We start from the raw sequence: 20,839 nt of genomic DNA on the forward strand, positions 1-20,839 counted from the left end.
CCTATAGGAACACAATATGATCCCGCGTTATTCGCGGCCCGAAATGGTCGCCATCTGGTCCCCGGAAACGAAATTCCGCATCTGGTTCGAAATCGAGGCCTATGCCTGCGATGCACTTGCAGAACTCGGCGTCATTCCGAAAGAAGCTGCCGCGACAATCTGGGAAAAGGGTGGCGCTGCGACATTCGATATCGATCGCATCGACGAGATCGAACGTGAAACCAAGCATGACGTCATCGCCTTCCTGACGCATCTGGCGGAAATTGTCGGCCCCGATGCGCGTTTCGTCCATCAGGGCATGACCTCTTCCGACGTGCTCGATACCTGCTTCAACGTGCAGCTTATGCGTGCCAGCGATATTCTTTTGGCCGACCTCGACAAGCTCTTGGTTGCCCTGAAGAAGCGCGCCTTCGAACACAAGGATACGGTTACGATTGGCCGGAGCCACGGCATCCATGCCGAACCGACCACGTTCGGTGTCAAGCTGGCGCAGGCGTATGCCGAGTTCGAGCGCTGCCGCACGCGCCTTGTGGCGGCACGCGCGGAAATCGCCACCTGTGCCATTTCGGGCGCTGTCGGCACATTCGCCAACATCGATCCATATGTCGAAGAGCATGTAGCCAAAGCGCTGGGCATGGAACCGGAGCCTGTATCCACACAGGTCATCCCGCGCGACCGCCATGCCATGTATTTCGCCACGCTCGGCGTCATTGCCTCGTCCATCGAGCGCCTGTCGGTTGAAATTCGTCACCTGCAGCGCACGGAAGTTCTCGAAGCGGAAGAGTATTTCTCGCCCGGCCAGAAGGGCTCGTCCGCCATGCCGCACAAGCGCAATCCGGTGCTGACAGAAAACATGACCGGCCTCGCCCGCATGGTTCGTGCCTTTGCATTGCCCGCCATGGAAAATGTCGCTCTTTGGCATGAGCGCGATATTTCGCATTCATCCGTCGAGCGTATGATCGGCCCTGATGCGACGATCACCTTGGACTTCGCTCTGGCCCGCATGACCGGCGTTATCGACAAGCTGCTGATCTATCCGGACAACATGTTGAAAAACATGAACAAGTTCCGCGGCCTCATCCACTCGCAGCGCGTTCTGCTTGCTCTAACGCAGGCGGGTGTGTCCCGTGAAGATTCCTATCGCCTCGTCCAGCGCAATGCGATGAAGGTCTGGGAACAGGGCAAGGACTTCCTTGAGGAACTGCTTGCTGACGCTGATGTCCGCGCTGCACTGCCGGAAGAAACGCTCCGGGAAAAATTCGACCTTGGTTATCATACCAAGCACGTTGATACGATTTTCAAGCGGGTGTTCGGCGAGGCCTGAGCGCCTCACGTCTGATCAAAGAAAAGCCCGCGATTTCGCGGGCTTTTTGTTTTGGGAATACCGGTCAGGCCTTTGCGGGTACGATGCGCATGACATTGCCCCAGGGATCGACGATTTCCCGTTCTTCACGGGCATCACTTGACACGAATTCGGCCCACGCAAGACCGGAACGGTCATTGTCCCGCTTGCCAGCACCTTTGCTTTGCCAGGAATTGGCAGCAACGTGATGATGGTAGCCTCCAGTAGACAGGAAAACGGCGCTGCCGCCAAATCCGGCAACGGTCTGCATGCCAAGTTCCTTGTGCCACCAGTCTTCCGCGTCCTTGGCGTTACCCACACGCAGATGCAGATGGCCGACCATCGCACCATCCGGTGCGCCAGTCCATTCAGCCGTATCCGGCTTCAACTCGCCAAGCAGATTGCCGACGTCAAGCGCGGCAGTTCCCATCTCGATGGATGAACCGTTCCACTTCCAGCTTTCGTGCGGGCGATCCGCATAAATCTCGATGCCGTTGCCCTCGGGGTCCGTCAGATAGATGGCCTCGCTGACAATGTGGTCCGATGCGCCGACAATGGCAGTGCGCTGATCAATGGCACGCCGTGCCCACCGGGCGAGGTCGACCCGCCGCGGCAGCAGAAAAGCCGTGTGGTACAGGCCCGCACCACGTGGATCATCGGCACGAATGGTCGGTGCCTGCTCGATTTCGAGCAAGGGCGTCTCACCCGCCCCCAGAATAACTGACTGTCCCTTGCGGGAGAGTTCGCGCAATCCCACCACGTCACTGTAATATTTCGACAGCAGATCCGCGTCTTTGGCCTTGATGCCAACCTTGGACACATGTGTCGGTGCCGTTGCTGCAAAAGGCATGCTGTTCATGTCTGTCTCCGCGCGGGCTGATCCCGCAATCGCCTGAAAGGCAAGCATACTGGCACCGCCGACAACTTCTCTGCGTGTAACCTTCATATGTACTCCCGGCGATACACCTGTTTCATGCTGCTAAAGTCGGTCGTTCCGTCCAGAGATACAAGTCATGGAGTGGCGAACAGCATGTTCACCATTCGTGAACCGGCAAATCCGGATTGTTTACAATCTTGCGGCGTTGCGATTTCCCGATATTTTTCCTAAATGGGGAGCATGAAAGTCAAAGACGCTGATATCCTCATCATTCCCGGTTACACCAATTCCGGTCCCGATCACTGGCAGTCGCGCTGGGAGGCAAAGCTTTCCACGGCGCGGCGCGTCGAGCAGAAGGAATGGTCGAAACCTGTTCTTCAGGATTGGGTGGCGGAAGTGGTCAAATCCGTCAACGAGGCGACCCTGCCCGTTGTCGTCGTCGCCCATTCGCTTGGCGTGCCGACCTTCATCCATGCGTTGCCGCAGATCGGTGACAAGATCAAAGGCGCGTTTCTGGTCACACCGCCTGATGTGTCGAACCCGAAAATCCGCCCGAAGCACCTGATGACGTTTGGTCCCTACCCGCGCGAACCCTTCACATTTCCGTCCGTGGTCGTTGCCAGCCGCAACGATCACTATTGCGAATATGCGGTCGCAGAAGATCTGGCTGCGGCCTGGGGATCACTGTTTATCGACGCCGGTGAATCAGGCCACCTCAACTCTGACTCCGGCCATGGACCCTGGCCGGAAGGTACGATGGTTTTTGCGAAGTTTATATCGCAGCTATGATTTAACCGCTGCAAGCAATGTCTTCACGCCCAGTTGCAGATAGCCCGTATCGACCGAAAGTGGGACATAGGTGAAACCGAGACCGGTAAAACGCTTCGCCAGTTCGGCATCTGCCGCGTAGATGCCGCAGAGTTTACCCGCAGCTTGCGCTTTGGCGGCAATTTCCTTGAGCGGTTCGATAATCGCTTGCGAGCTCGCATCAACTTCTGCGCCATTGCTCCAGGCAATGGAAAAGTCCGATGGACCGACAAAAACGCCGTCAATACCGTCAACGGCCAGAATGTCATCCAGGGCGGCAAAGGCAGCGCGGGTTTCAATCATGGCAAAAGCCAGCGTCTTGGCATTGACTTCGGCGAGATAAGCACCGGAGCCGCCGGCCCCATAACTTGCCGGTCTGCCGCGCAATTGCCCCCATGAGCGTTCACCGACGGGCGGATACTTCATGGAAGCAGCAAAACGCCGCGCATCCTCAGCGCTATTGATCATTGGGGCAATAACACCCTCGGCACCGAAATCCAGTGCCCGGCTTGCCATATCAAAACGATCAACAGGAATGCGCACAACCGTATGCTTGCCCGCATTCTGGATGATACCGACGCTGTGAAGAACAGATTCCGTATCAAACGGACCATGCTGCATGTCGAGCATGAAAGCCGTGAAATCCGTCTTGCACAGGGTCTCTATGACCAATGGATAGGACAGATTGCACCAAGCGGAGAAAACAGTTTCTCCCGCTCTCAAGCGTGACACTAATGACATGATGGCTCCCGTATTCCATTGGGCTGAACGACTCGTGGCTCAGTGAAGCAAAAATGACAGCATCGCGCCAATAAAAAACCGCCCGTGAAGGGCGGTTTTCAAGAAACACCGACGTGATAACGATCAGGATCCTTGGATCTGACGAATGGCTTCCTGCAGCATCTCTTCCATGGTCCGGCGGATGCGGTGGTCGGATTTGTCGACGCCAGCAGCGTCAAAATCAGCGCGGATCTTGCGGAAAACATCGTCGTCGCCCGCTTCCTGGAAGTCGGCCTTGATGACCTCGAGCACATAGGCTTCGGCTTCTTCGCCTGTCTTGCCGAGTTTCTCCGCCGCCCACTGACCTATCAGCTTGTTGCGCCGTGCCTCTGCCCGAAAGCGAACTTCCGCATCATGTGCGTATTTGCTTTCAAAGGCATTTTCGCGATCTTCCATTGTCATCCTCTCTTGCTCCCGCAAAATGAATTTGTCGTCAGGTGAAAGATGCCTCCCGGGTCTTGGCATTTTTAGGGCAAGGTCCCGATCAACATAGCTTCTGAGGTCCATATAACTGTTCTGCACAAAATCGAAAGTCTGAATTGAACCTCGTCAGTCAAACATGGGTCACTTTGTCGTAGAAAGTCCATATAACCCATAATTCGGGGGAGCTCTACAAAGTATCATTGTAGAATGCTTGCTTTTACGATAGTTAGCGCGCCAACATGACGGCTATGACCAAGGCCGACCGATAACTCCAATACCAGAGACCTGCAATGAACCGTCGCCGCCGTGTCTACGAAGGCAAAGCCAAAATCCTTTACGAAGGACCCGAGCCAGGAACACTTGTCCAACATTTCAAAGACGACACCACCGTGCTGCATCCAAAGAAGCACGAAGTCATTGATGGCAAAGGTGTTTTGAACAACCGGATTTCCGAGTACATCTTCACCCAGCTGAACCGCATGGGTATTCCGACGCACTTTATCCGCCGCCTCAACATGCGTGAGCAGTTGATCAAGGAAGTTGAAATCATCCCGCTGCAGGTGGTCGTGCGCAATATTGCGGCCGGTTCGCTGGCAAAACGCCTTGGAATCGAGGAAGGCACGGTTTTGCCGCGCTCGATCATCGAATTTTACTACAAAAACGACGTTCTGGACGATCCTATGGTCTCCGAAGAGCACATCACGGCTTTCGGCTGGGCTGCGCCGCAGGAAATCGATGACATCATGGCGCTGGCCATCCGCGTCAACGACTTCCTCAGTGGCCTCTTCCTCGGCGTCGGTATCCAGCTTGTCGATTTCAAGATCGAATGCGGCCGTTTGTGGGAAGGTGACATGATGCGTATCGTTGTTGCCGACGAGTTCTCGCCTGATTCCGCCCGCCTTTGGGACAGCCAGACCAGCGAAAAGCTTGATAAGGACCGGTTCCGCCGTGATATGGGCGGTCTGATCGAGGCCTATCAGGAAGTCGCCCGCCGTCTGGGCATCATGAATGAAAATGAACAATTGCGGCCAACCGGGCCGGTTCTCGTTAAATAATCGCTGATTGAACAATCTCGGAGAAGACAATCGATGAAGGCACGTGTCACTGTAACCTTGAAGAATGGCGTACTTGACCCCCAGGGCAAGGCAATTGTCGGCGCGCTGGGCAGTCTCGGTTTCGATGGCGTCGCATCCGTGCGCCAGGGCAAGATTTTTGATGTCGAGATCGACACCAAGGATCGCGCCGTTGCCGAAGCCAACGTCAAGGCGATGTGCGAAAAGCTGCTCGCCAACACGGTCATCGAAGATTACGCGGTGGAGCTTGTTTAAAAAATGAAATCAGCTGTCGTTCTTCTCCCGGGCCTCAATCGCGACCGTGACATGATTGCGGCGCTGACGAAAATCTCTGGCCATGCACCGCAGACGGTCTGGCAGACGGATACCGAAATCCCCGATGTCGACCTGATCGTCATCCCCGGCGGTTTCTCCTATGGCGACTATCTGCGTTGCGGCGCCATTGCCGCACGCATGCCCGTTATGCAGGCAATCCGCGAAAAGGCGGACAAGGGCGTCATGGTCATGGGCGTGTGCAACGGTTTCCAGATTTTGCAGGAAGCAGGTTTGCTGCCCGGCGCCCTGATGCGCAATGCATCGCTGAAATTCGTCTGCCGTGAAGTGAAGCTGGAAGTGACCAACGCCAACACCGCCTTTACCCGCGGATATTCGCATGGCCAGATCGTTCGCTGCCCGGTCGCCCATCATGATGGCAATTTCTTCGCTGACGAAACGACTTTGGCCCGCATCGAAGGCGAAGGTCAGGTGGTTTTCCGCTATGCCGAAGGCACAAACCCCAACGGCGCCATGAACGACATTGCCGGTATCATCAGCGAAAAAGGCAATGTTCTCGGTATGATGCCGCATCCGGAGAACCTGATTGAAGCTGCCCATGGTGGTTCCGACGGCCGTGCCTTGTTTGCAGGCATTCTTGGGATTGCCGCCTGAGTAAAATTCTATACGCTTGAGAAATGCTGTTTCGGCCTGCAATGGGCTGGAACAGCACTCAAACGGAGGAATTGAGAATGAAACTGTATTCGCGGCCGCTCTCCCCCTACTCCTCAATTGTTCGCTGCATCGCCTATTACAAGAAGGCACCTATCAAGGTTGTAGCGCCGCCGCCGGGTTTTCCGATACCCGAAGAGTTCCGCAGCATTTCCCCGTTCAACCGCATTCCGGTTCTGATCACAGGCTCCGGCCTGACAATCATCGAAGCGACGGTTATCTCAGAATATCTGGAAGAGCATTTTCCTGAACCGGTTCTGTTGCCGGCGGATTCGCGCGATCGCGCCGTGGTACGCATGACAGCCCGTATCGCCGAACTGGAAATTCTCGTTCCGGTCATGGAGCTTTTTGAACTCGTTCATACCAAATCCAAGGACGATGCGCGGATCACCAAGCTTTTCAACCAGTTGGAAGCCGGTTTGCGTGAAATCGAACACCGCATGGGACATGGCCCCTATGTGCTTGGCAAGCAGATGACCATGGCCGATGCCTGGCTCACCCCCATCCGCTTCCTGTTCAACCATTTCCGGGTGATGACGCGCCGGTCGCGCCTGCTCGAACCTTTTCCGAAATTCGATGCCTATGAGCAACTTATTGTTCAGGATCCGGTGCTATCGCTGGTGTGGTTCGAGATGACGGATGCCTTGAAAGTGTTCCTCGGGGAACTTGAGGTAAGCTGATCAACCGCCCTTATATCATTGGAGATAGCTGGATGAAAAAGCAGACGATTGGCATGGCCATGATGATTTCGCTCGTGGCCCTTGCCGGATGCCAATCGCCCAGCAAGCCCGGGCCCGGTTCTCTGGCGTTCGGCTCGGACAAGGCTGCCCTTGCCACCATGGAAAGGGTGGCCCTCGCTGCCAACAACTGCTGGTTCAAATCGAAGGACTCCGCTTTCAAGCCCTATCACCTCGCTCCGGAGCTGAATTCCTATTCGGGACGTCCGCGCATTCTGGTTGTTCCGGCGGGCAATCCCGGTGGCCGTCCCCTACTCGTCGTGCATGCCGAGGGAAATCCGGCCAAGGTCGAAGCCTTTGGCCCGCTGATGGGTCATTCAACAGGAAATCGCATTGCGTCAGATGTACAACGCTGGGCGGGCGGACAACCATCCTGCACCGCGCGAGGCTGATCCATCATCAATATTGAAAGGCCGGTGCCTCGCGCACCGGCTCTTCAATGTCAGGCTGACAGATAGCGATCAAGGTCGGCCTCGACATGATCACGGGTCAAGGCGAGATCCTTCAGTCCTTCGTCGCTCAGCTTGCCGAGTTGGAGCCTTGTGCGCCGTTTCATCAGGGCGCTTTCCACCCAGCCGGCAAATTGTGACAGGAAGTCCGGCTGTGAAGCATAGGTCAGCCCCCGGATAACGGGACGGTTAGGTTCTACAAAAGTCGTACCCATATGCGCCTCCCTGAAACGATTAAATTAGTAATATATATGTAAATCACAAAAAATTCATCCAATATTACTGAAGGCAAGTATCAGCGGACCTGATCGCAGCAGAGAAGCTCACCCACGCCGAAACACAGCTCTCTTCCGGTTTGCTGCGGCGTACTTAATCCCAGAAGAAACGGCGTGATTCACGCCTCGCATCAAACGGCGTCATTCCGATATCTTTGAGCTGTTCAGCGGAAAGTTCACTCAGGTGAATGCGGGTTCGATGTTTCCTCACAGCCACGCACAACCATTCCATCATCCGATCGAACGCTGTCGTATTGTTACCCAGTGCGCGTGTCGTCAAATCGCGATCTACACGCTTTACATCAGCACATTCTCTTTCAATTGCATCAATTGTACTCATAATATCCATCCTATCAAGCCAGATTGACTCGAATTGTATCGCTGATTGTAATGGATTGACTCAATTGGAATCGCAATATACATAATTGTCACCATGACAAATTGGCTTCCAGAACTGAAACACGGCAAGGGTCCGCTTTATCTGCAGCTTGCAGAGCGGATTGAATCGGATATTGCGGATGGTGTGCTCGCGCCGGGCACGAAATTGCCTCCTCAGCGCAATCTGGCATTCGATATCGGGGTAACAATAGGTACGGTCGGCAGAGCGTACAATCTTATCCGCGAACGCGGTCTGGTCAGCGGCGAAGTCGGCCGGGGTACCTATGTAATTGATCACAAGGAAACGAAGCTGATCCAGCTTCCCACGGCCACGCACTCGGAACCGTTCGGCGGCACGCGCAGCACGATCATACCGCCGGGGAATATCCGGCTGGACAGCACGGCCGCCATTGATGTCGGACAAGCGGTTGTGATGGACCGTTTTCTGAACGGCATCACCAGGAATTATCCCGCCGAAATTGCCAGCTATTCCCGCACCCTGCCCCCTTCATGGCAATTGGCGGGCAGCCGCTGGCTCGGTTCACAGGAATGGCGCCCTGACATATCCTCTATTGTCCCGACACTTGGCGCGCACTCTGCCATTCTTGCCATCATCGCAGCAGTCACTGTCCCCGGCGACCGTATAGCGTTCGAAGACCTGACCTATTGCTCAGCAGCACGCAGCGTCAATCTGATGGGACGGCGCAGCATCATCATGAACACGGAGGACGGCAGCGCCACACCCGACGATTTTGAACGGCTTTGTGCGCAGCAACACCCGAAACTGGTGTTCCTCATGCCATCGCTGCAGAATCCGACTGCGACGACCATGTCCGAGGAGTATCGCCGTGCCATTGTCGAGATTGCCCGGCGCTACAATGTCTGGATCATCGAAGACGAGATTTATGGCTCGCTTCTCAATTTGGACCACGTCAAGCTGGCCGAACTGGCTCCGGAACGCACCTTCCACATCGGCGGCCTGTCAAAATCTGTTGCGGCAGGTGTTCGCGGCGGCTGGGTCGCCTGCCCGCCACATCTGGCATCGCGCGTGCTGACTGCCCACAAGATGGTCACCGGCGGCATGCCGTTCATCATGGCGGAACTCGGTGCGCAACTGGTCAATTCCGGCGAAGCCGACGCCATCCGCGTCAAGGTGCGGGAAGAAACCTCCGAGCGGGAATCCCTGGCGCGATCGATTTTCGCCAGTTTTGACGTCAACTCGCATCCCTATTCACCCTTCATTTGGGTGAAGCTGCCTGAACCATGGCTGTCCGCGACCTTCAAGAGTGCCGCGCTCAATGAGGGCGTCCTCATCGATGACGAGGACGAGTTCAAGCCGGGCCGCACGGAAAAAACTTTCCACCGCGTGCGTTTCGGCTATTCGGTACCCGGAACGAAGCAGGAGGTGGCCAATGGTCTGTCCATCCTGCGCCGGCTGATGGAAACCGGCAATGCGAGTTATGACAGCTATTCCTAAAAGCCATTGCATGAGCATGGTTTGTGGTTCGACAAGCTCACCATGAGGGAGTTGGGTGGCTGCAAGGCTAATCGCGAAGATTGCAGAACTGGACACCCTGCAATCCTCGCTCTCCCTCATGGTGAGCTTGTCGAACCACAAACCATGCTCATGCTGCCCTCACAAAGCCTCTGACGTTTCCTCATCCAACACCGCCTGTTGAAGAAACGCGGCAAGCGACATTTTTTCCGCGTTTGACGGTGTATTCCCCGCGCAAATTGCTCTAAGAGAACCCAAGAAAAGCGCAATGGAATTGGTATTACCTATGGCTCTCTCCAACACAATCCAGATCACACCGGAACTCGTTGCTTCGCACGGGCTTAAGCCGGACGAATATCAACGCATTCTCGACCTGATTGGACGTGAGCCCAGCTTTACCGAGCTTGGCATCTTCTCCGCCATGTGGAACGAGCATTGCTCCTACAAATCCTCGAAGAAATGGCTGCGGACGCTGCCGACAACCGGCCCTCAGGTCATTCAGGGTCCGGGTGAAAATGCCGGTGTTGTCGATATCGGTGATGGCGACTGCGTTGTCTTCAAGATGGAGAGCCACAACCATCCGTCCTATATCGAACCCTATCAGGGTGCAGCAACAGGTGTTGGCGGTATTCTGCGCGATGTATTCACCATGGGCGCACGGCCGATTGCAGCCATGAACGCGCTGCGCTTTGGCGCACCGTCTCACCCCAAGACACGCCACCTCGTTTCAGGCGTAGTCGAAGGCGTCGGCGGCTATGGCAACTCTTTTGGTGTCCCCACTGTTGGTGGCGAAGTCAATTTCGATGCCCGCTATAACGGCAACATTCTCGTCAATGCCTTTGCCGCTGGCCTTGCCAAGACCGATGCGATTTTCCTGTCCGAAGCCAAGGGCGTTGGCCTTCCCGTTGTTTATCTCGGCGCCAAGACCGGCCGTGATGGCGTAGGCGGTGCCACGATGGCATCGGCGGAATTCGATGAATCGATCGAAGAGAAGCGCCCGACCGTTCAGGTTGGCGATCCCTTCACGGAGAAATGCCTGCTCGAAGCCTCGTTGGAACTGATGGCGTCGGGTGCCGTCATCGCTATTCAGGACATGGGCGCCGCGGGTCTCACCTGCTCGGCTGTGGAAATGGGCGCCAAGGGCAATCTCGGTATTCGGCTGAATCTTGATGACGTACCTGTGCGCGAAGAGCGCATGACCGCCTATGAAATGATGCTGTCGGAAAGCCAGGAGCGCATGCTCATGGTTCTGCGTCCGGAAAAGGAAGCGGAAGCTCAGGCGATCTTCAAGAAATGGGGTCTGGATTTCGCCATCGTCGGTTACACGACTGACGATCTGCGTTTCCGGGTTATCCATCAGGGCGAGGAAGTCGCCAATTTGCCGATCAAGGATCTCGGTGATCAGGCACCTGAATATGACCGTCCATGGATGGAACCCGGCAAGCACGCCCCGCTGCCTGCTGCCAGCGTTCCCGATGTGGACGATTACGGTGTGGCGCTGCTGAAGTTGATCGGTTCGCCTGATCTGTCGTCGCGTCGTTGGGTTTACGAACAATATGACACACTGATTCAAGGCAATTCATTGCAGGTGCCCGGCGGTGACGCCGGTGTCGTGCGTGTTGAAGGTCACCGCAGCAAGGCGCTTGCTTTCTCGTCGGACGTTACCCCGCGTTACTGTGAAGCCGATCCCTATGAGGGCGGCAAGCAGGCTGTGGCTGAATGCTGGCGCAACCTGACGGCTGTGGGCGCAGAGCCGCTTGCAGCCACCGACAATCTCAATTTCGGCAATCCGGAGCGTCCAGAGATCATGGGACAGCTGGTGAAGGCCATTGGCGGTATCGGTGATGCCTGCCGTGCACTCGCCTTCCCCATCGTTTCCGGCAACGTGTCGCTCTACAACGAGACAAACGGTCAGGCGATCCTGCCGACACCAACCATTGCCGGCGTCGGCCTCATCCCGGATTGGTCCAAGACGGCCAAGATCGGCGGCATGCATGAAGGCGACGTACTGATTCTGATCGGCGGTGACGGCACCCATCTCGGCCAATCGGTCTACCTGCGTGACCTGCATGGCCGTGCCGATGGTCCACCACCACCGGTTGACCTCAACATCGAGAAGCGCAATGGCAATTTTGTCCGCTCCGCCATCCGCAATGGCCAGATCACTGCCTGCCATGACCTGTCCGACGGCGGCCTTGGCATTGCACTTGCCGAAATGTGCATGGCCTCCGGCAAGGGCGCAAATGTCAACGTTGGCGAAGGTCCGGCTCACGCCGTGCTTTTTGGTGAAGATCAGGCGCGCTACCTCGTCGCAGTGGCCCCTGACATGGCCAACTTCATCGCACTTAACGCAGAAGGCTCGGGCGTTCCGTTCCGCAAGCTTGGAACGGTTGGCGGCAGCACATTGACGATCGAGCGTCTCGCCTCCATATCAGTTGCAGACCTGACAAAAGCACACGAATCGTGGTTCCCTGACTATATGAACGGTCGGGACGGCGAAGAAACACAGGCTGCATGATCCTGTCCTCTTAAAGGACCGGCGAAAGTTTGGGAGACAGAACATGGCTATGGACGCGCACGACATCGAGAAAATGATCAAGGACGCCATCCCTGATGCACAAGTGACCATTCGCGATCTGGCAGGCGATGGTGATCATTATGCAGCGGAAGTCGTCGCCGAGAGTTTTCGCGGCAAGTCGCGCGTTCAGCAGCACCAGATGGTCTATGATGCGCTGAAGGGCAATATGGGCGGGGTGTTGCACGCCCTCGCCCTTCAGACCAGTGCTCCGGAATAGTCACTTCTTTCCGAACACGGCGATAATCGGACCAACGGGATCCGTACCACCGATGAGCGTCTTCCGGTCATTGGCAAGTGCGGAGATCGTACCATCCAGAAACAGCGCATTGGCGCAACCAAGCCCGTCCTTGAACAGCCGGGCAAAGCTTCCCAGACTCACAGGCTCTATCGTTATCGCCAGCACGACCGTGTTGGCATCACGGACACCGACGCCATTGCGGATCAGGCGTGATGTACCATTCGGCTCAAAGCGCGGGTGAACCTGTCCATTGATCACCAGCATTGGTCCTGATTGCGTTGCAATGCGGACATCAGGCGCGGCCGCAGCGAAAGCAGCCGTCTCCAGAACACCCGGCGTTCCATTCTTCTCGACAAAGAAAACGCCGTTCGGCTTCAGGAAGAAATTGCCTTCGCCGTCACCGACCTGCAATTCCGAGATTGTTTTGCCGTTCTCCACGTAAAGACCGACAGCAGAAAGGTCTTCTTCATACATGCCGGCATTCATGGCAAGGATCGGCCGCGTCTCTTGCAGACGCGACATCACGAACGCCTTCAGCGACCCGTAGGGGTCTCCATCGGTGCCTGCGCGCGCCAGATCGATCCGGTGGGTTCGCAGATCGACCTCACAGACAATGGTATCGACACCTTCGAACGTCATCTTCCGGCAAATGTCAGGCAGGTCGCCGTCAGAAATATTGATCGGCGGGTTAGGCGCAGGTTTGGGCGGTGGTGCAGGACGCATAAACCAGAAAATTCCTGCCAAAATTGCCACAGCGGCGAGACTGATCACAATGATGATACGAGATGACACGATAACCAGCCTTGTTTTGCCAGAATTGAAGCGCTATTTGTTTAGAAGAGATCAATTTGGACCATTGATGACGATTCGTTGTCATTTGGTATGAAAGGTTGCCGAAATGAGCGGTATCAATGAATTTATCGACAATGAGGTCAAGAGCAACGACGTCGTCCTTTTCATGAAGGGAACGCCGGGCTTTCCGCAGTGCGGCTTTTCGGGCCAGGTCGTCCAAATTCTTGACTACATCGGCGTCGATTACAAAGGCGTGAATATTCTGACCTCGAATGAACTGCGTCAGGGTATCAAGGATTATTCCAATTGGCCGACCATCCCGCAGCTTTACGTGAAGGGCGAATTCGTCGGCGGTTGCGACATCATCCGCGAAATGTTCCAGGCAGGCGAATTACAAACCCTGCTCAGCGAAAAGGGCGTCGCTACAAAAGCGGCCTGACTACGCAATAGTTTCAATCGGTTCCGGGGAAATCCGGAATCTCATTCTCAAGGCGCTGGCTGTTCCAGCGCCTTTGTCTTTGTTTTGCAGGTCTCATAATGGATACCACCACACAAGCGACAGCGCCGCGCCTGATGGGCATGGGCAAAGTCGAGTTCATCGGAATGATGGCCATGCTCATGGCGATCAACGCGCTTGCCATCGATATCATGCTGCCCGGTTTGCAGCAGATCGGCGCGAGCCTTGGTGTGACCAATGAAAACCACCGGCAATATGTGATATCAGCCTATCTGCTGGGTTTCTCGGTATCGCAATTGTTCTATGGTCCGCTGTCCGACCGCTTCGGTCGTCGCAAGCCGCTGCTGTTCGGCCTGGTTGTCTACGTCATAGCCGCAGCCAGCGCGGCCTTCGTGCCAAGCTTTGCTTCCCTCCTCTTTTTCCGCCTCATCCAGGGCATTGGTTCGGCGGCAACGCGCGTTATCACGATTTCCATCGTTCGTGACGTTTATGGCGGGCGGCAGATGGCGGAAGTCATGTCGCTGATCATGATGGTGTTCATGATCGTACCGGTTATCGCGCCGGGCACTGGCCAGGCTGTCATGCTGTTCGGCGACTGGCACCTGATCTTCATGTTCATGGCCGTCGTGGCAGCCGGTGTGACCATCTGGATGTATTTCCGCCTGCCCGAAACCTTTGATCCGGCCGACCGGCGTCCGTTTACGCTGGCATCGGTTGCCCAGGGCTTCAAGATCGTGCTGACGAACCGCGTTGCACTTTGCTATACGCTGGCGAGTGCATTCCTGTTCGGATCCCTCTTCGGCTTCATCAATTCGGCCCAGCAGATTTATATCGGCATCTATGATCTCGGCATCTGGTTCCCGGTGGCGTTCTCAGCGATCGCCATCATGATGGCGTTCTCATCCTTCGTGAACTCGCGCTTTGTCGGCAGGTTCGGCATGCGCCGTCTGTCGCACGGCGCACTCATGGGCTTTTTGACGATCAATACGGTCTGGTTGCTCCTGACCATATTCGGTCCGCACCCAACGCCGTTCCCGCTTTACCTGCTGCTCTTCGCTATGGCGATGTTTCAGTTCGGCTGGATCGGATCGAACTTCAATGCGCTTGCCATGGAGCCGCTGGGCCACGTGGCCGGGACGGCATCGTCAGTGCTTGGGTTCATGGGCACGGCAGGCGGCGGCGCGATCGGCGCCATCATCGGCCAGTCCTATGATGGGACGACCTTGCCGCTCGTCATGGGCTTCTTCGTGGTTTCGGTGATCGGCCTGATGTTCGTGCTGATTGCCGAAAAGGGCAAACTTTTCCATCCCCATAATCCGCGAGTCTAAACCAGCGAGTTATTCGGACCAAAGAGTCTGGCGCAAATCCTGCCAGTTGGCCTTATCGGGCGCAATCAGCAGGCCGCCGTCCAGATGTCTGGGAAGATAGGCAGAACCATCGAAGCGGGCTGCATAGCCGCCCGCTTCCTGATGGATGAGCACACCGGCAAGATGATCCCACGGCATCAGCTTGTTGAAGAGGGCGAAATGCGCATTTCCCGAGGCAATCAGGCGGTATTCATGCGCCGCACAGCGGAAACCGAACGATGCGTTGCACTTGGCATGGTTGCGCGCCAGTGTCGACCGCAGGGGATCGCTGAGAAACTGCCATGAAATCGCACCCAGCATCTCATTGACCGCCGTCGGCGGCGAAACAGATACTTTCTGCCTGATACCAAAGGCCGAGCGGATGTGGCTCCCTGCCCCTTTGACACCAATGATCCAGTCCTTGCCGACGGGATCGTGGATGATCCCGGCCACCGTCTCGCCATTGACCACAACGGCCAGCATCACACCGAACAGCGGCACGCCGGTGGCAAAATTATAGGTGCCGTCGACAGGATCGATGACGAAGGCCAGCGGTGCGTCTTTCAACTTGCCAAGCAGGGATGTATCCAGTTCGCAGGCTTCTTCACCGAGCACAAAGGCATCGGGATAGCGCTCGCGCAGACGTTCTGTGATCACCCGTTCAGCGCTCGTGTCGGCTTCCGTCACCAGATCCAGCGCAGACGTCTTCTGTTTGACATCATCCGTGCCCAGCTGGCGAAAGCGCGGCATGATTTCCTGAACCGCAACGGCGGCAAGCAGATCACTCAACCAATCGATATCATTGTCATTAAACTGCACTGGGTTCGGCTCCGCTTGTGGCAAGACCGGCAAAATCGAAAATGTTGCGGTCGAGAAGATGGCTCGGGCGCGTATTGGCAAGCGCGCGGATCATGATTTCCTTGCGGCCCGGCATGCGCTTTTCGATGTCGGTCAGCATCGCCTTCATCATGTTGCGCTGCAGCCCGTCCTGACTGCCGCAGAGATCGCAGGGGATGATCGGAAACTGCATGGCGCCAGAAAATTTTTCCAGATCGTCTTCGGCGCAGTAGCTCAGCGGCCGCAACACCATGACATCGCCCTCGTCATTGAGCAGTTTCGGCGGCATCGCCGCCAGCCTGCCGCCGTGGAAGAGGTTCATGAAGAAGGTTTCGAGAATGTCCTCGCGGTGATGGCCGAGCACCAGCGCGGAACAGCCCTCTTCCCGGGCAACCCGGTAGAGATGACCGCGCCGCAGACGCGAGCAGAGCGAGCAATAGGTCTGGTTCTCCTGCACCTTGTCGGTAACGATCGAATAGGTATCCTTGTACTCGATACGGTGTTCAATACCGTTCTTCTCAAGGAATTCAGGCAGGATATGCTTGGGGAAATTCGGCTGCCCCTGATCGAGATTGCAGGCAAGCAGTTCCACCGGCAGCATGCCGCGCCATTTCAGATCAAGCAGCAATGCGAGGAGCCCATAGGAATCCTTGCCGCCGGAAAGCCCGATCAGCCAGCGTTCACCCGGCTTCACCATACCAAAGTCATCAAGCGCCTGCCTCGCATTGCGCAGGAGCCGCTTACGCAGCTTGTTGAATTCGACATTGGACGGCACTCCGAGAAACATCGGGTGGCAACCGGCAGCATCAGCCAATTCCTGATCATGAATGGTCATTGTAACACCTCTGGCGCCTTCATTGCCTTGGCTTGAAAGCGAAGGCAAGGGATGATTGCAAACTTGAGTCACCCCCCTCTGGGCTGTCGCCCATCTCCCCACAAGGGGGGAGATCACATCGACATCAGAGATTTCGCGCTATTTTCAACATTGCAAATTGTGCGAAGGCAGTCATGAAGGCTGATCTCCCCCCTTGCGGGGGGCCGAAGGCGGGCGAGACCCGTGGCTCGCCCCGGCAGCCCGACAGGGCAGAGGGGGTAAACCAACCTACTGCCCGAACACCGACCAGCCGGTCCTTTGTGCCAGAAGCTCCAGCGCGGCTGAACCGAGCAGCGAATTGCCGTTCTCGTTCAGTCCCGGCGACCAGGCGGCAATCGATGCCTTGCCCGGCGCTATGGCAAGAATCCCGCCGCCCACACCGCTTTTGCCGGGCAGACCGACCCGATAGGCGAAATCGCCCGAGCCGTCATAGTGCCCGCACATCAGCATCAGCGCATTAATGCGGCGTGCCCGGCCCGATGACACGACACTACCACCGCTCAGCGGATTACGACCTGCAGAGGCCAGATACAGCCCCGCATGGGCCAGCTGCCGACAGGACATGGCAATTGCGCAATGATGGAAATAGACGCCAAGCACGTGCTCGGCCGGATGATTGAGATTGCCGAAGGAGCGCATGAAATTGGCCAACGCGACATTACGATAGCCCGTATTGGTCTCGGATCGCGCCACGTTGTGATCAATGGCGATAGTCTCGTCATCGGCCAGATGCCGGATGAACTGAACAATTTCGCCGATTGCCTCTTTCGGCAGATGCCCTGCCAGAACGACATCGGCCACGGCAATAGCACCGGCATTAATGAAGGGATTGCGCGGTTTGCCCTTCTCCTGCTCCAGCTGGACAATGGAATTGAAGGCATTGCCCGAGGGCTCGCGGCCCACACGCTTCCACAGCCCGTCGCCGATCTTGCCAAGCGCCAGTGTCAGCGTAAAAACCTTGGAAATACTCTGGATGGAAAAGGACGTGTCCGCATCACCTGCTGTGTGCACCTGGCCATCGACGGTGCACAAGGCCAGCCCGAACTGTTTCGGATCGACCGTGGCAAGCTCCGGAATATAATCCGCCAGCTTGCCCTCGCCGATCCGGCTGGCAAGATCCTGATAGACACTGTCGACAACATCCTGAAGGTCGGTCATGCGCGCTCCGGCAAGGTATCAAACAAAAAAAGCCGCCCTGATTTCTCTGGGCGGCTTTCCATAAACTCAGAACTGCGTGCTGCGCCATGCGTCCTATTGGACGCATAAAGGACGCAGCACCAATTTGAGTGACGCATAATCCTTTCCAAAAATCCGAGGAGATTTTTGGGGTTATGCGTTAACGCGAATAGAATTCGACAACCAGGTTTGGTTCCATCTGTACAGCGTATGGCACATCGGAGAAGGCCGGAACGCGTGTGTACTTGGCAACCATCTTGTTGTGATCAACTTCGAGATATTCAGGAACATCACGCTCAGCGAGCTGAACGGCTTCCAGAACGATAACGAGCTGCTTCGACTTTTCGCGCACTTCAATCACGTCACCTGCCTTGCAGATGTAGGACTGAATGTTGACGCGACGGCCGTTGACGTTGACGTGACCATGGTTGACGAACTGGCGCGCTGCAAAGATCGTCGGAACGAACTTGGCGCGGTACACCACTGCATCCAGACGCGACTCGAGCAGGCCGATCAGCTGTTCGCCGGTATCGCCCTTACGACGGGAAGCTTCTTCGTAGGTCTTGCGGAACTGCTTTTCCGAGATGTCGCCGTAGAAGCCCTTGAGCTTCTGCTTGGCGCGCAGCTGTACGCCGAAATCGGAAAGCTTGCTCTTGCGGCGCTGACCGTGCTGGCCAGGACCATATTCACGACGATTTACCGGGGACTTCGGACGACCCCAGATGTTTTCGCCCATACGGCGGTCAATTTTATACTTGGACGATTCGCGCTTGCTCATCGCATTTCCTTTCAAACAAACACAAATCGAAGCTTGCGCCTCGATTCAAGGAAACGCGCCCTCCTCTGCCTTCTGTTTTTGAAGACTGACAGAATGATTCACGCACGCTTTGCGAAATCACTCACGGGACACGTCAAATGAAACGCAGAGCCGTTGAGCCCTGCGCTGGGGTGGCTTCTAGTGTGAAGGTTTCGTGATGTCAAGCGAGACAGAGCATTTCAAGGGGTTATAAAGTTTGAAACCGATACTGTCTGTCAGGCGTTAGGCTATACGCTTAACAGGAGTAGAGCCGGAAATGACCCTATCCTTACAGCAGTCGCGCTGCTCGACGATCATTCTTTTATCCCTCACGGCATGTTTTACAACAACGGCTTTGCTCGGTACAGCTGACATTGCCGATGCACGCCAGCGGCGGCATTACCATTCGGTCAGCCGAACTGTGTTGCCCCTTGTGCCACCGATACCGCAAGCCAAACCCGGCAGCGAACCCTCACCTGAGGCCCCCAAGCCCGACGAAAAGCCAGCCGAAGACATTCAGAAAGCCGATCCGGAAATGACCCCGGTTCCTGAACAAAAGCCTGTACCTGACACCAAGGATGTCAAACCCGCGGAAAAACCCGATGTGAAAACCGGCGAGCAACTTGGTCCGAATCTTCCAGCGGGCCAGAAGGCAGGCGCCGAAGACAGTTCAAAACCCGATGATGAAGACACGGCAGAAAAACCCGACCCCACCACCTCCCCCGACCGGGTGTACCAGAATGCCTGTCCGGCGCTGATGAACGGCGACGTTCAAGGTGAAATCATTCCTCCGCTTTCCGAGGGCACATGCGGCGAACGCTCACCGCTCAAGATCACCGCAATCGGCAAGGAGAATCCGGTAAAATTTGCAGCCCCCATCATCACCAACTGCACAATGGCCGGAACTCTTGCCGGATGGATTGGCGACGTGCAGAAAGCAGCGCAGAAGTCTTTTGGCGCCGGGATCGAAAGCATTTCAACGGGTTCCGACTATCAGTGCCGCAAGGTCAACAATGGCAATAAGGGACGCGTATCGGAACATGCCTTCGCCAACGCATTGGATATCATGTCATTCAAGTTCACCAACGGCAAAACCACGGAACTTGGGTCGGGCTGGAAGGGCACGCCGGAAGAACAGGAATTCTGGCGTTCGATCCACAAGAGCAGCTGCGAGCAGTTCATGACTGTCATCGGACCGGAAGGCGACGCAGCACATCAGGGCAATCTGCATCTTGATCTCGGCTGTCACGGCAAGGCATGCAAGGCGCGCATCTGCCAGTAATGGCAGTGCGCACCTCAATCTTATTTCTTGGATTTGACCTTGTTTGGCAGACCTTTGCGGTCTGTCTCCGCAAACTCTTCAAGCTGCGTCTCATTCATCGAGTCATACATGCTTTTGGATGCGCCCTTGAGTTCGCTTTTTTTGGTCTCGCCGCGCTTGGCGGACAAAGCAGCGCCAGCAGCCTTCTGCTGCGCCTGGGATTTTGCAGGCATTGTCTTTCTCCCTGTTGGTTTCATACAGGGAAAACGCCCGTAATACAGGAGAGTTCCGAGACAACAACCTGCAAAAGCACTGTGCGGCAGACGTTGCATACTTAACCGTGAAATTCCTATCCCTGCTGCGCCTCATCAAAAACCTTGCGGGCTTCACGCAAATGATCGCGGTTCTTGACCGCCCAGTCCCCCAAGGAACCGATAGGAACCGCAATCGAATGACCGATCGGGGTCAGCGCATAGGTAACCTCCGGCGGCGACGTCGGCTTGACTGTACGCGACACCAGACCATCACGCTCAAGCGAGCGCAACGTGACCGTCAGCATGCGCTGCGAAATCCCCTCCACCATCCGGCGCAACACATTGAAGCGGCGAGGACCACCCTGAAGATTAATAATCACCAGAAGGCTCCAGCTGTCGCCCACAATGTCGAGCACTTCCCGCATCGGACAACTGCCGGCACCATCTGTCGTCATCGCAGCCGATGTTGAAAGCAGGGGCACATCGCCATCAGGTTTCGAATGTATGCTCATCTTCCAAAATCCTCATCGCTTCCGGGGTGGTTACCCCGGTGTTCCCTGAAACGGAAAAAGTGCGTTCTTCACAAGCGTCGTCCTGTAGCATAGATGGT

The 20,839-nt window shown here is 56.1% G+C and carries 25 protein-coding genes; 13 read left to right on the forward strand and 12 right to left on the reverse strand.

What is annotated here, in order from left to right:
- Positions 1-16 precede the first annotated feature (16 nt).
- A complete protein-coding gene (purB, locus tag FHW16_RS10270; RefSeq protein ID WP_182549112.1) occupies positions 17-1,324 on the forward strand; it encodes an adenylosuccinate lyase in 1,308 nt (435 codons plus the stop codon).
- 64 nt (positions 1,325-1,388) lie between these two features.
- Here the strand turns inward: purB and FHW16_RS10275 are convergent, their stop codons facing one another.
- Positions 1,389-2,288 (reverse strand): VOC family protein, encoded by a 900-nt coding sequence (locus FHW16_RS10275; RefSeq protein ID WP_182549113.1) that lies wholly within the window; start codon positions 2,286-2,288, stop codon positions 1,389-1,391.
- A gap of 171 nt (positions 2,289-2,459) precedes the next feature.
- Between FHW16_RS10275 and FHW16_RS10280 the strand changes: the two genes are divergently transcribed.
- Positions 2,460-3,008, forward strand: coding sequence for an RBBP9/YdeN family alpha/beta hydrolase (locus FHW16_RS10280; protein ID WP_182549114.1), 549 nt, complete (start codon positions 2,460-2,462; stop codon positions 3,006-3,008).
- Here the strand turns inward: FHW16_RS10280 and FHW16_RS10285 are convergent.
- Positions 3,003-3,767 (reverse strand): HpcH/HpaI aldolase family protein, encoded by a 765-nt coding sequence (locus FHW16_RS10285; RefSeq protein WP_182549115.1) that lies wholly within the window; start codon positions 3,765-3,767, stop codon positions 3,003-3,005. The two genes, FHW16_RS10280 and FHW16_RS10285, sit on opposite strands and share 6 nt — an antisense overlap.
- A gap of 123 nt (positions 3,768-3,890) precedes the next feature.
- Positions 3,891-4,208 carry a DUF1476 domain-containing protein gene (locus FHW16_RS10290; RefSeq protein WP_182549116.1) on the reverse strand — a complete coding sequence of 106 codons (318 nt, stop codon included), beginning with the start codon at positions 4,206-4,208 and terminating at the stop codon, positions 3,891-3,893.
- A gap of 311 nt (positions 4,209-4,519) precedes the next feature.
- Between FHW16_RS10290 and purC the strand changes: the two genes are divergently transcribed.
- The 5 genes from purC to FHW16_RS10315 all read left to right on the forward strand — a co-directional run bounded on the left by purC (position 4,520) and on the right by FHW16_RS10315 (position 7,415).
- Complete coding sequence (gene purC / locus FHW16_RS10295) at positions 4,520-5,284, forward strand: phosphoribosylaminoimidazolesuccinocarboxamide synthase (RefSeq protein ID WP_105732451.1); 765 nt, start codon at positions 4,520-4,522, stop codon at positions 5,282-5,284.
- A 33-nt stretch (positions 5,285-5,317) separates the two neighbouring features.
- Positions 5,318-5,557, forward strand: a complete 240-nt coding sequence (purS, locus tag FHW16_RS10300; RefSeq protein WP_105732450.1) for a phosphoribosylformylglycinamidine synthase subunit PurS — start codon at positions 5,318-5,320, stop codon at positions 5,555-5,557.
- 3 nt (positions 5,558-5,560) lie between these two features.
- Entirely contained in the window at positions 5,561-6,229 is a 669-nt protein-coding gene (gene purQ / locus FHW16_RS10305; protein ID WP_182549117.1) for a phosphoribosylformylglycinamidine synthase subunit PurQ, read from the forward strand.
- 77 nt (positions 6,230-6,306) lie between these two features.
- Positions 6,307-6,966 (forward strand): glutathione S-transferase family protein, encoded by a 660-nt coding sequence (locus FHW16_RS10310; protein WP_182549118.1) that lies wholly within the window; start codon positions 6,307-6,309, stop codon positions 6,964-6,966.
- Positions 6,967-6,998: 32 nt separating this feature from the next.
- On the forward strand, positions 6,999-7,415 hold the full coding sequence (locus FHW16_RS10315; RefSeq protein WP_182549119.1) for a hypothetical protein: 417 nt from the start codon (positions 6,999-7,001) through the stop codon (positions 7,413-7,415).
- Positions 7,416-7,465: 50 nt separating this feature from the next.
- Here FHW16_RS10315 and FHW16_RS10320 read toward each other — a convergent pair whose 3' ends face one another.
- A complete protein-coding gene (locus tag FHW16_RS10320; protein WP_182549120.1) occupies positions 7,466-7,687 on the reverse strand; it encodes a DUF1127 domain-containing protein in 222 nt (73 codons plus the stop codon).
- A 154-nt stretch (positions 7,688-7,841) separates the two neighbouring features.
- Positions 7,842-8,087 carry a DUF1127 domain-containing protein gene (locus FHW16_RS10325; RefSeq protein ID WP_182549121.1) on the reverse strand — a complete coding sequence of 82 codons (246 nt, stop codon included), beginning with the start codon at positions 8,085-8,087 and terminating at the stop codon, positions 7,842-7,844.
- Between the two features lie 93 nt (positions 8,088-8,180).
- Here FHW16_RS10325 and FHW16_RS10330 point away from each other — a divergent pair, with 93 nt between their 5' ends.
- The 3 genes from FHW16_RS10330 to FHW16_RS10340 all read left to right on the forward strand — a co-directional run bounded on the left by FHW16_RS10330 (position 8,181) and on the right by FHW16_RS10340 (position 12,415).
- Entirely contained in the window at positions 8,181-9,602 is a 1,422-nt protein-coding gene (locus FHW16_RS10330; protein WP_182549122.1) for a PLP-dependent aminotransferase family protein, read from the forward strand.
- A 304-nt stretch (positions 9,603-9,906) separates the two neighbouring features.
- Positions 9,907-12,138, forward strand: coding sequence for a phosphoribosylformylglycinamidine synthase subunit PurL (purL, locus tag FHW16_RS10335; RefSeq protein WP_182549123.1), 2,232 nt, complete (start codon positions 9,907-9,909; stop codon positions 12,136-12,138).
- 43 nt (positions 12,139-12,181) lie between these two features.
- A complete protein-coding gene (locus FHW16_RS10340) occupies positions 12,182-12,415 on the forward strand; it encodes a BolA/IbaG family iron-sulfur metabolism protein (RefSeq protein WP_091877529.1) in 234 nt (77 codons plus the stop codon).
- Here the strand turns inward: FHW16_RS10340 and FHW16_RS10345 are convergent, their stop codons facing one another.
- The gene (locus FHW16_RS10345) at positions 12,416-13,228 is read right to left on the reverse strand and encodes a phosphodiester glycosidase family protein (RefSeq protein WP_348643873.1); all 813 of its coding nucleotides are present in this window, start codon (positions 13,226-13,228) and stop codon (positions 12,416-12,418) included.
- 106 nt (positions 13,229-13,334) lie between these two features.
- Between FHW16_RS10345 and grxD the strand changes: the two genes are divergently transcribed.
- Together grxD and FHW16_RS10355 are read left to right on the forward strand one after the other, a co-directional pair.
- Positions 13,335-13,667, forward strand: coding sequence for a Grx4 family monothiol glutaredoxin (gene grxD, locus FHW16_RS10350; protein ID WP_091878419.1), 333 nt, complete (start codon positions 13,335-13,337; stop codon positions 13,665-13,667).
- A 140-nt stretch (positions 13,668-13,807) separates the two neighbouring features.
- Positions 13,808-15,013 carry a multidrug effflux MFS transporter gene (locus FHW16_RS10355; RefSeq protein WP_182549485.1) on the forward strand — a complete coding sequence of 402 codons (1,206 nt, stop codon included), beginning with the start codon at positions 13,808-13,810 and terminating at the stop codon, positions 15,011-15,013.
- A gap of 9 nt (positions 15,014-15,022) precedes the next feature.
- Here FHW16_RS10355 and FHW16_RS10360 read toward each other — a convergent pair whose 3' ends face one another.
- The 4 genes from FHW16_RS10360 to rpsD all read right to left on the reverse strand — a co-directional run bounded on the left by FHW16_RS10360 (position 15,023) and on the right by rpsD (position 18,696).
- Complete coding sequence (locus tag FHW16_RS10360) at positions 15,023-15,850, reverse strand: inositol monophosphatase family protein (protein ID WP_182549124.1); 828 nt, start codon at positions 15,848-15,850, stop codon at positions 15,023-15,025.
- A complete protein-coding gene (gene ttcA / locus FHW16_RS10365; RefSeq protein WP_182549125.1) occupies positions 15,840-16,703 on the reverse strand; it encodes a tRNA 2-thiocytidine(32) synthetase TtcA in 864 nt (287 codons plus the stop codon). The genes FHW16_RS10360 and ttcA overlap by 11 nt, the downstream gene beginning before the upstream one ends.
- Positions 16,704-16,970: 267 nt before the next feature.
- Positions 16,971-17,900 (reverse strand): glutaminase, encoded by a 930-nt coding sequence (locus FHW16_RS10370; RefSeq protein WP_182549126.1) that lies wholly within the window; start codon positions 17,898-17,900, stop codon positions 16,971-16,973.
- A gap of 178 nt (positions 17,901-18,078) precedes the next feature.
- Positions 18,079-18,696 carry a 30S ribosomal protein S4 gene (rpsD, locus tag FHW16_RS10375; protein ID WP_182549127.1) on the reverse strand — a complete coding sequence of 206 codons (618 nt, stop codon included), beginning with the start codon at positions 18,694-18,696 and terminating at the stop codon, positions 18,079-18,081.
- A 295-nt stretch (positions 18,697-18,991) separates the two neighbouring features.
- Here rpsD and FHW16_RS10380 point away from each other — a divergent pair, with 295 nt between their 5' ends.
- Positions 18,992-19,996, forward strand: a complete 1,005-nt coding sequence (locus FHW16_RS10380) for an extensin-like domain-containing protein (RefSeq protein ID WP_182549128.1) — start codon at positions 18,992-18,994, stop codon at positions 19,994-19,996.
- Positions 19,997-20,016: 20 nt separating this feature from the next.
- On the opposite strand, the gene FHW16_RS10385 is transcribed toward FHW16_RS10380, so the two are convergent.
- Both FHW16_RS10385 and FHW16_RS10390 read right to left on the reverse strand, forming a co-directional pair.
- Entirely contained in the window at positions 20,017-20,208 is a 192-nt protein-coding gene (locus FHW16_RS10385) for a DUF3008 family protein (protein WP_182549129.1), read from the reverse strand.
- A gap of 116 nt (positions 20,209-20,324) precedes the next feature.
- A complete protein-coding gene (locus tag FHW16_RS10390) occupies positions 20,325-20,741 on the reverse strand; it encodes a winged helix-turn-helix transcriptional regulator (RefSeq protein ID WP_182549130.1) in 417 nt (138 codons plus the stop codon).
- Between the last annotated feature and the right edge of the window lie 98 nt (positions 20,742-20,839).

Origin of the sequence: Phyllobacterium myrsinacearum, assembly GCF_014138285.1 — a bacterium.
In the GTDB taxonomy this organism is placed as follows: domain Bacteria; phylum Pseudomonadota; class Alphaproteobacteria; order Rhizobiales; family Rhizobiaceae; genus Phyllobacterium; species Phyllobacterium myrsinacearum_A.

What these genes read in the sequence shown, in the direction of transcription:
- purB (WP_182549112.1), top strand. Translation starts at nt 17, where the DNA reads ATGATCCCGCGTTATTCGCGGCCCGAAATGGTCGCCATCTGGTCCCCG.
- FHW16_RS10275 (WP_182549113.1), bottom strand. Translation starts at nt 2,288, where the DNA reads ATGAAGGTTACACGCAGAGAAGTTGTCGGCGGTGCCAGTATGCTTGCC.
- FHW16_RS10280 (WP_182549114.1), top strand. Translation starts at nt 2,460, where the DNA reads ATGAAAGTCAAAGACGCTGATATCCTCATCATTCCCGGTTACACCAAT.
- FHW16_RS10285 (WP_182549115.1), bottom strand. Translation starts at nt 3,767, where the DNA reads ATGTCATTAGTGTCACGCTTGAGAGCGGGAGAAACTGTTTTCTCCGCT.
- FHW16_RS10290 (WP_182549116.1), bottom strand. Translation starts at nt 4,208, where the DNA reads ATGACAATGGAAGATCGCGAAAATGCCTTTGAAAGCAAATACGCACAT.
- purC (WP_105732451.1), top strand. Translation starts at nt 4,520, where the DNA reads ATGAACCGTCGCCGCCGTGTCTACGAAGGCAAAGCCAAAATCCTTTAC.
- purS (WP_105732450.1), top strand. Translation starts at nt 5,318, where the DNA reads ATGAAGGCACGTGTCACTGTAACCTTGAAGAATGGCGTACTTGACCCC.
- purQ (WP_182549117.1), top strand. Translation starts at nt 5,561, where the DNA reads ATGAAATCAGCTGTCGTTCTTCTCCCGGGCCTCAATCGCGACCGTGAC.
- FHW16_RS10310 (WP_182549118.1), top strand. Translation starts at nt 6,307, where the DNA reads ATGAAACTGTATTCGCGGCCGCTCTCCCCCTACTCCTCAATTGTTCGC.
- FHW16_RS10315 (WP_182549119.1), top strand. Translation starts at nt 6,999, where the DNA reads ATGAAAAAGCAGACGATTGGCATGGCCATGATGATTTCGCTCGTGGCC.
- FHW16_RS10320 (WP_182549120.1), bottom strand. Translation starts at nt 7,687, where the DNA reads ATGGGTACGACTTTTGTAGAACCTAACCGTCCCGTTATCCGGGGGCTG.
- FHW16_RS10325 (WP_182549121.1), bottom strand. Translation starts at nt 8,087, where the DNA reads ATGAGTACAATTGATGCAATTGAAAGAGAATGTGCTGATGTAAAGCGT.
- FHW16_RS10330 (WP_182549122.1), top strand. Translation starts at nt 8,181, where the DNA reads ATGACAAATTGGCTTCCAGAACTGAAACACGGCAAGGGTCCGCTTTAT.
- purL (WP_182549123.1), top strand. Translation starts at nt 9,907, where the DNA reads ATGGCTCTCTCCAACACAATCCAGATCACACCGGAACTCGTTGCTTCG.
- FHW16_RS10340 (WP_091877529.1), top strand. Translation starts at nt 12,182, where the DNA reads ATGGCTATGGACGCGCACGACATCGAGAAAATGATCAAGGACGCCATC.
- grxD (WP_091878419.1), top strand. Translation starts at nt 13,335, where the DNA reads ATGAGCGGTATCAATGAATTTATCGACAATGAGGTCAAGAGCAACGAC.
- FHW16_RS10355 (WP_182549485.1), top strand. Translation starts at nt 13,808, where the DNA reads ATGGGCAAAGTCGAGTTCATCGGAATGATGGCCATGCTCATGGCGATC.
- ttcA (WP_182549125.1), bottom strand. Translation starts at nt 16,703, where the DNA reads ATGACCATTCATGATCAGGAATTGGCTGATGCTGCCGGTTGCCACCCG.
- FHW16_RS10370 (WP_182549126.1), bottom strand. Translation starts at nt 17,900, where the DNA reads ATGACCGACCTTCAGGATGTTGTCGACAGTGTCTATCAGGATCTTGCC.
- rpsD (WP_182549127.1), bottom strand. Translation starts at nt 18,696, where the DNA reads ATGAGCAAGCGCGAATCGTCCAAGTATAAAATTGACCGCCGTATGGGC.
- FHW16_RS10380 (WP_182549128.1), top strand. Translation starts at nt 18,992, where the DNA reads ATGACCCTATCCTTACAGCAGTCGCGCTGCTCGACGATCATTCTTTTA.
- FHW16_RS10385 (WP_182549129.1), bottom strand. Translation starts at nt 20,208, where the DNA reads ATGCCTGCAAAATCCCAGGCGCAGCAGAAGGCTGCTGGCGCTGCTTTG.
- FHW16_RS10390 (WP_182549130.1), bottom strand. Translation starts at nt 20,741, where the DNA reads ATGAGCATACATTCGAAACCTGATGGCGATGTGCCCCTGCTTTCAACA.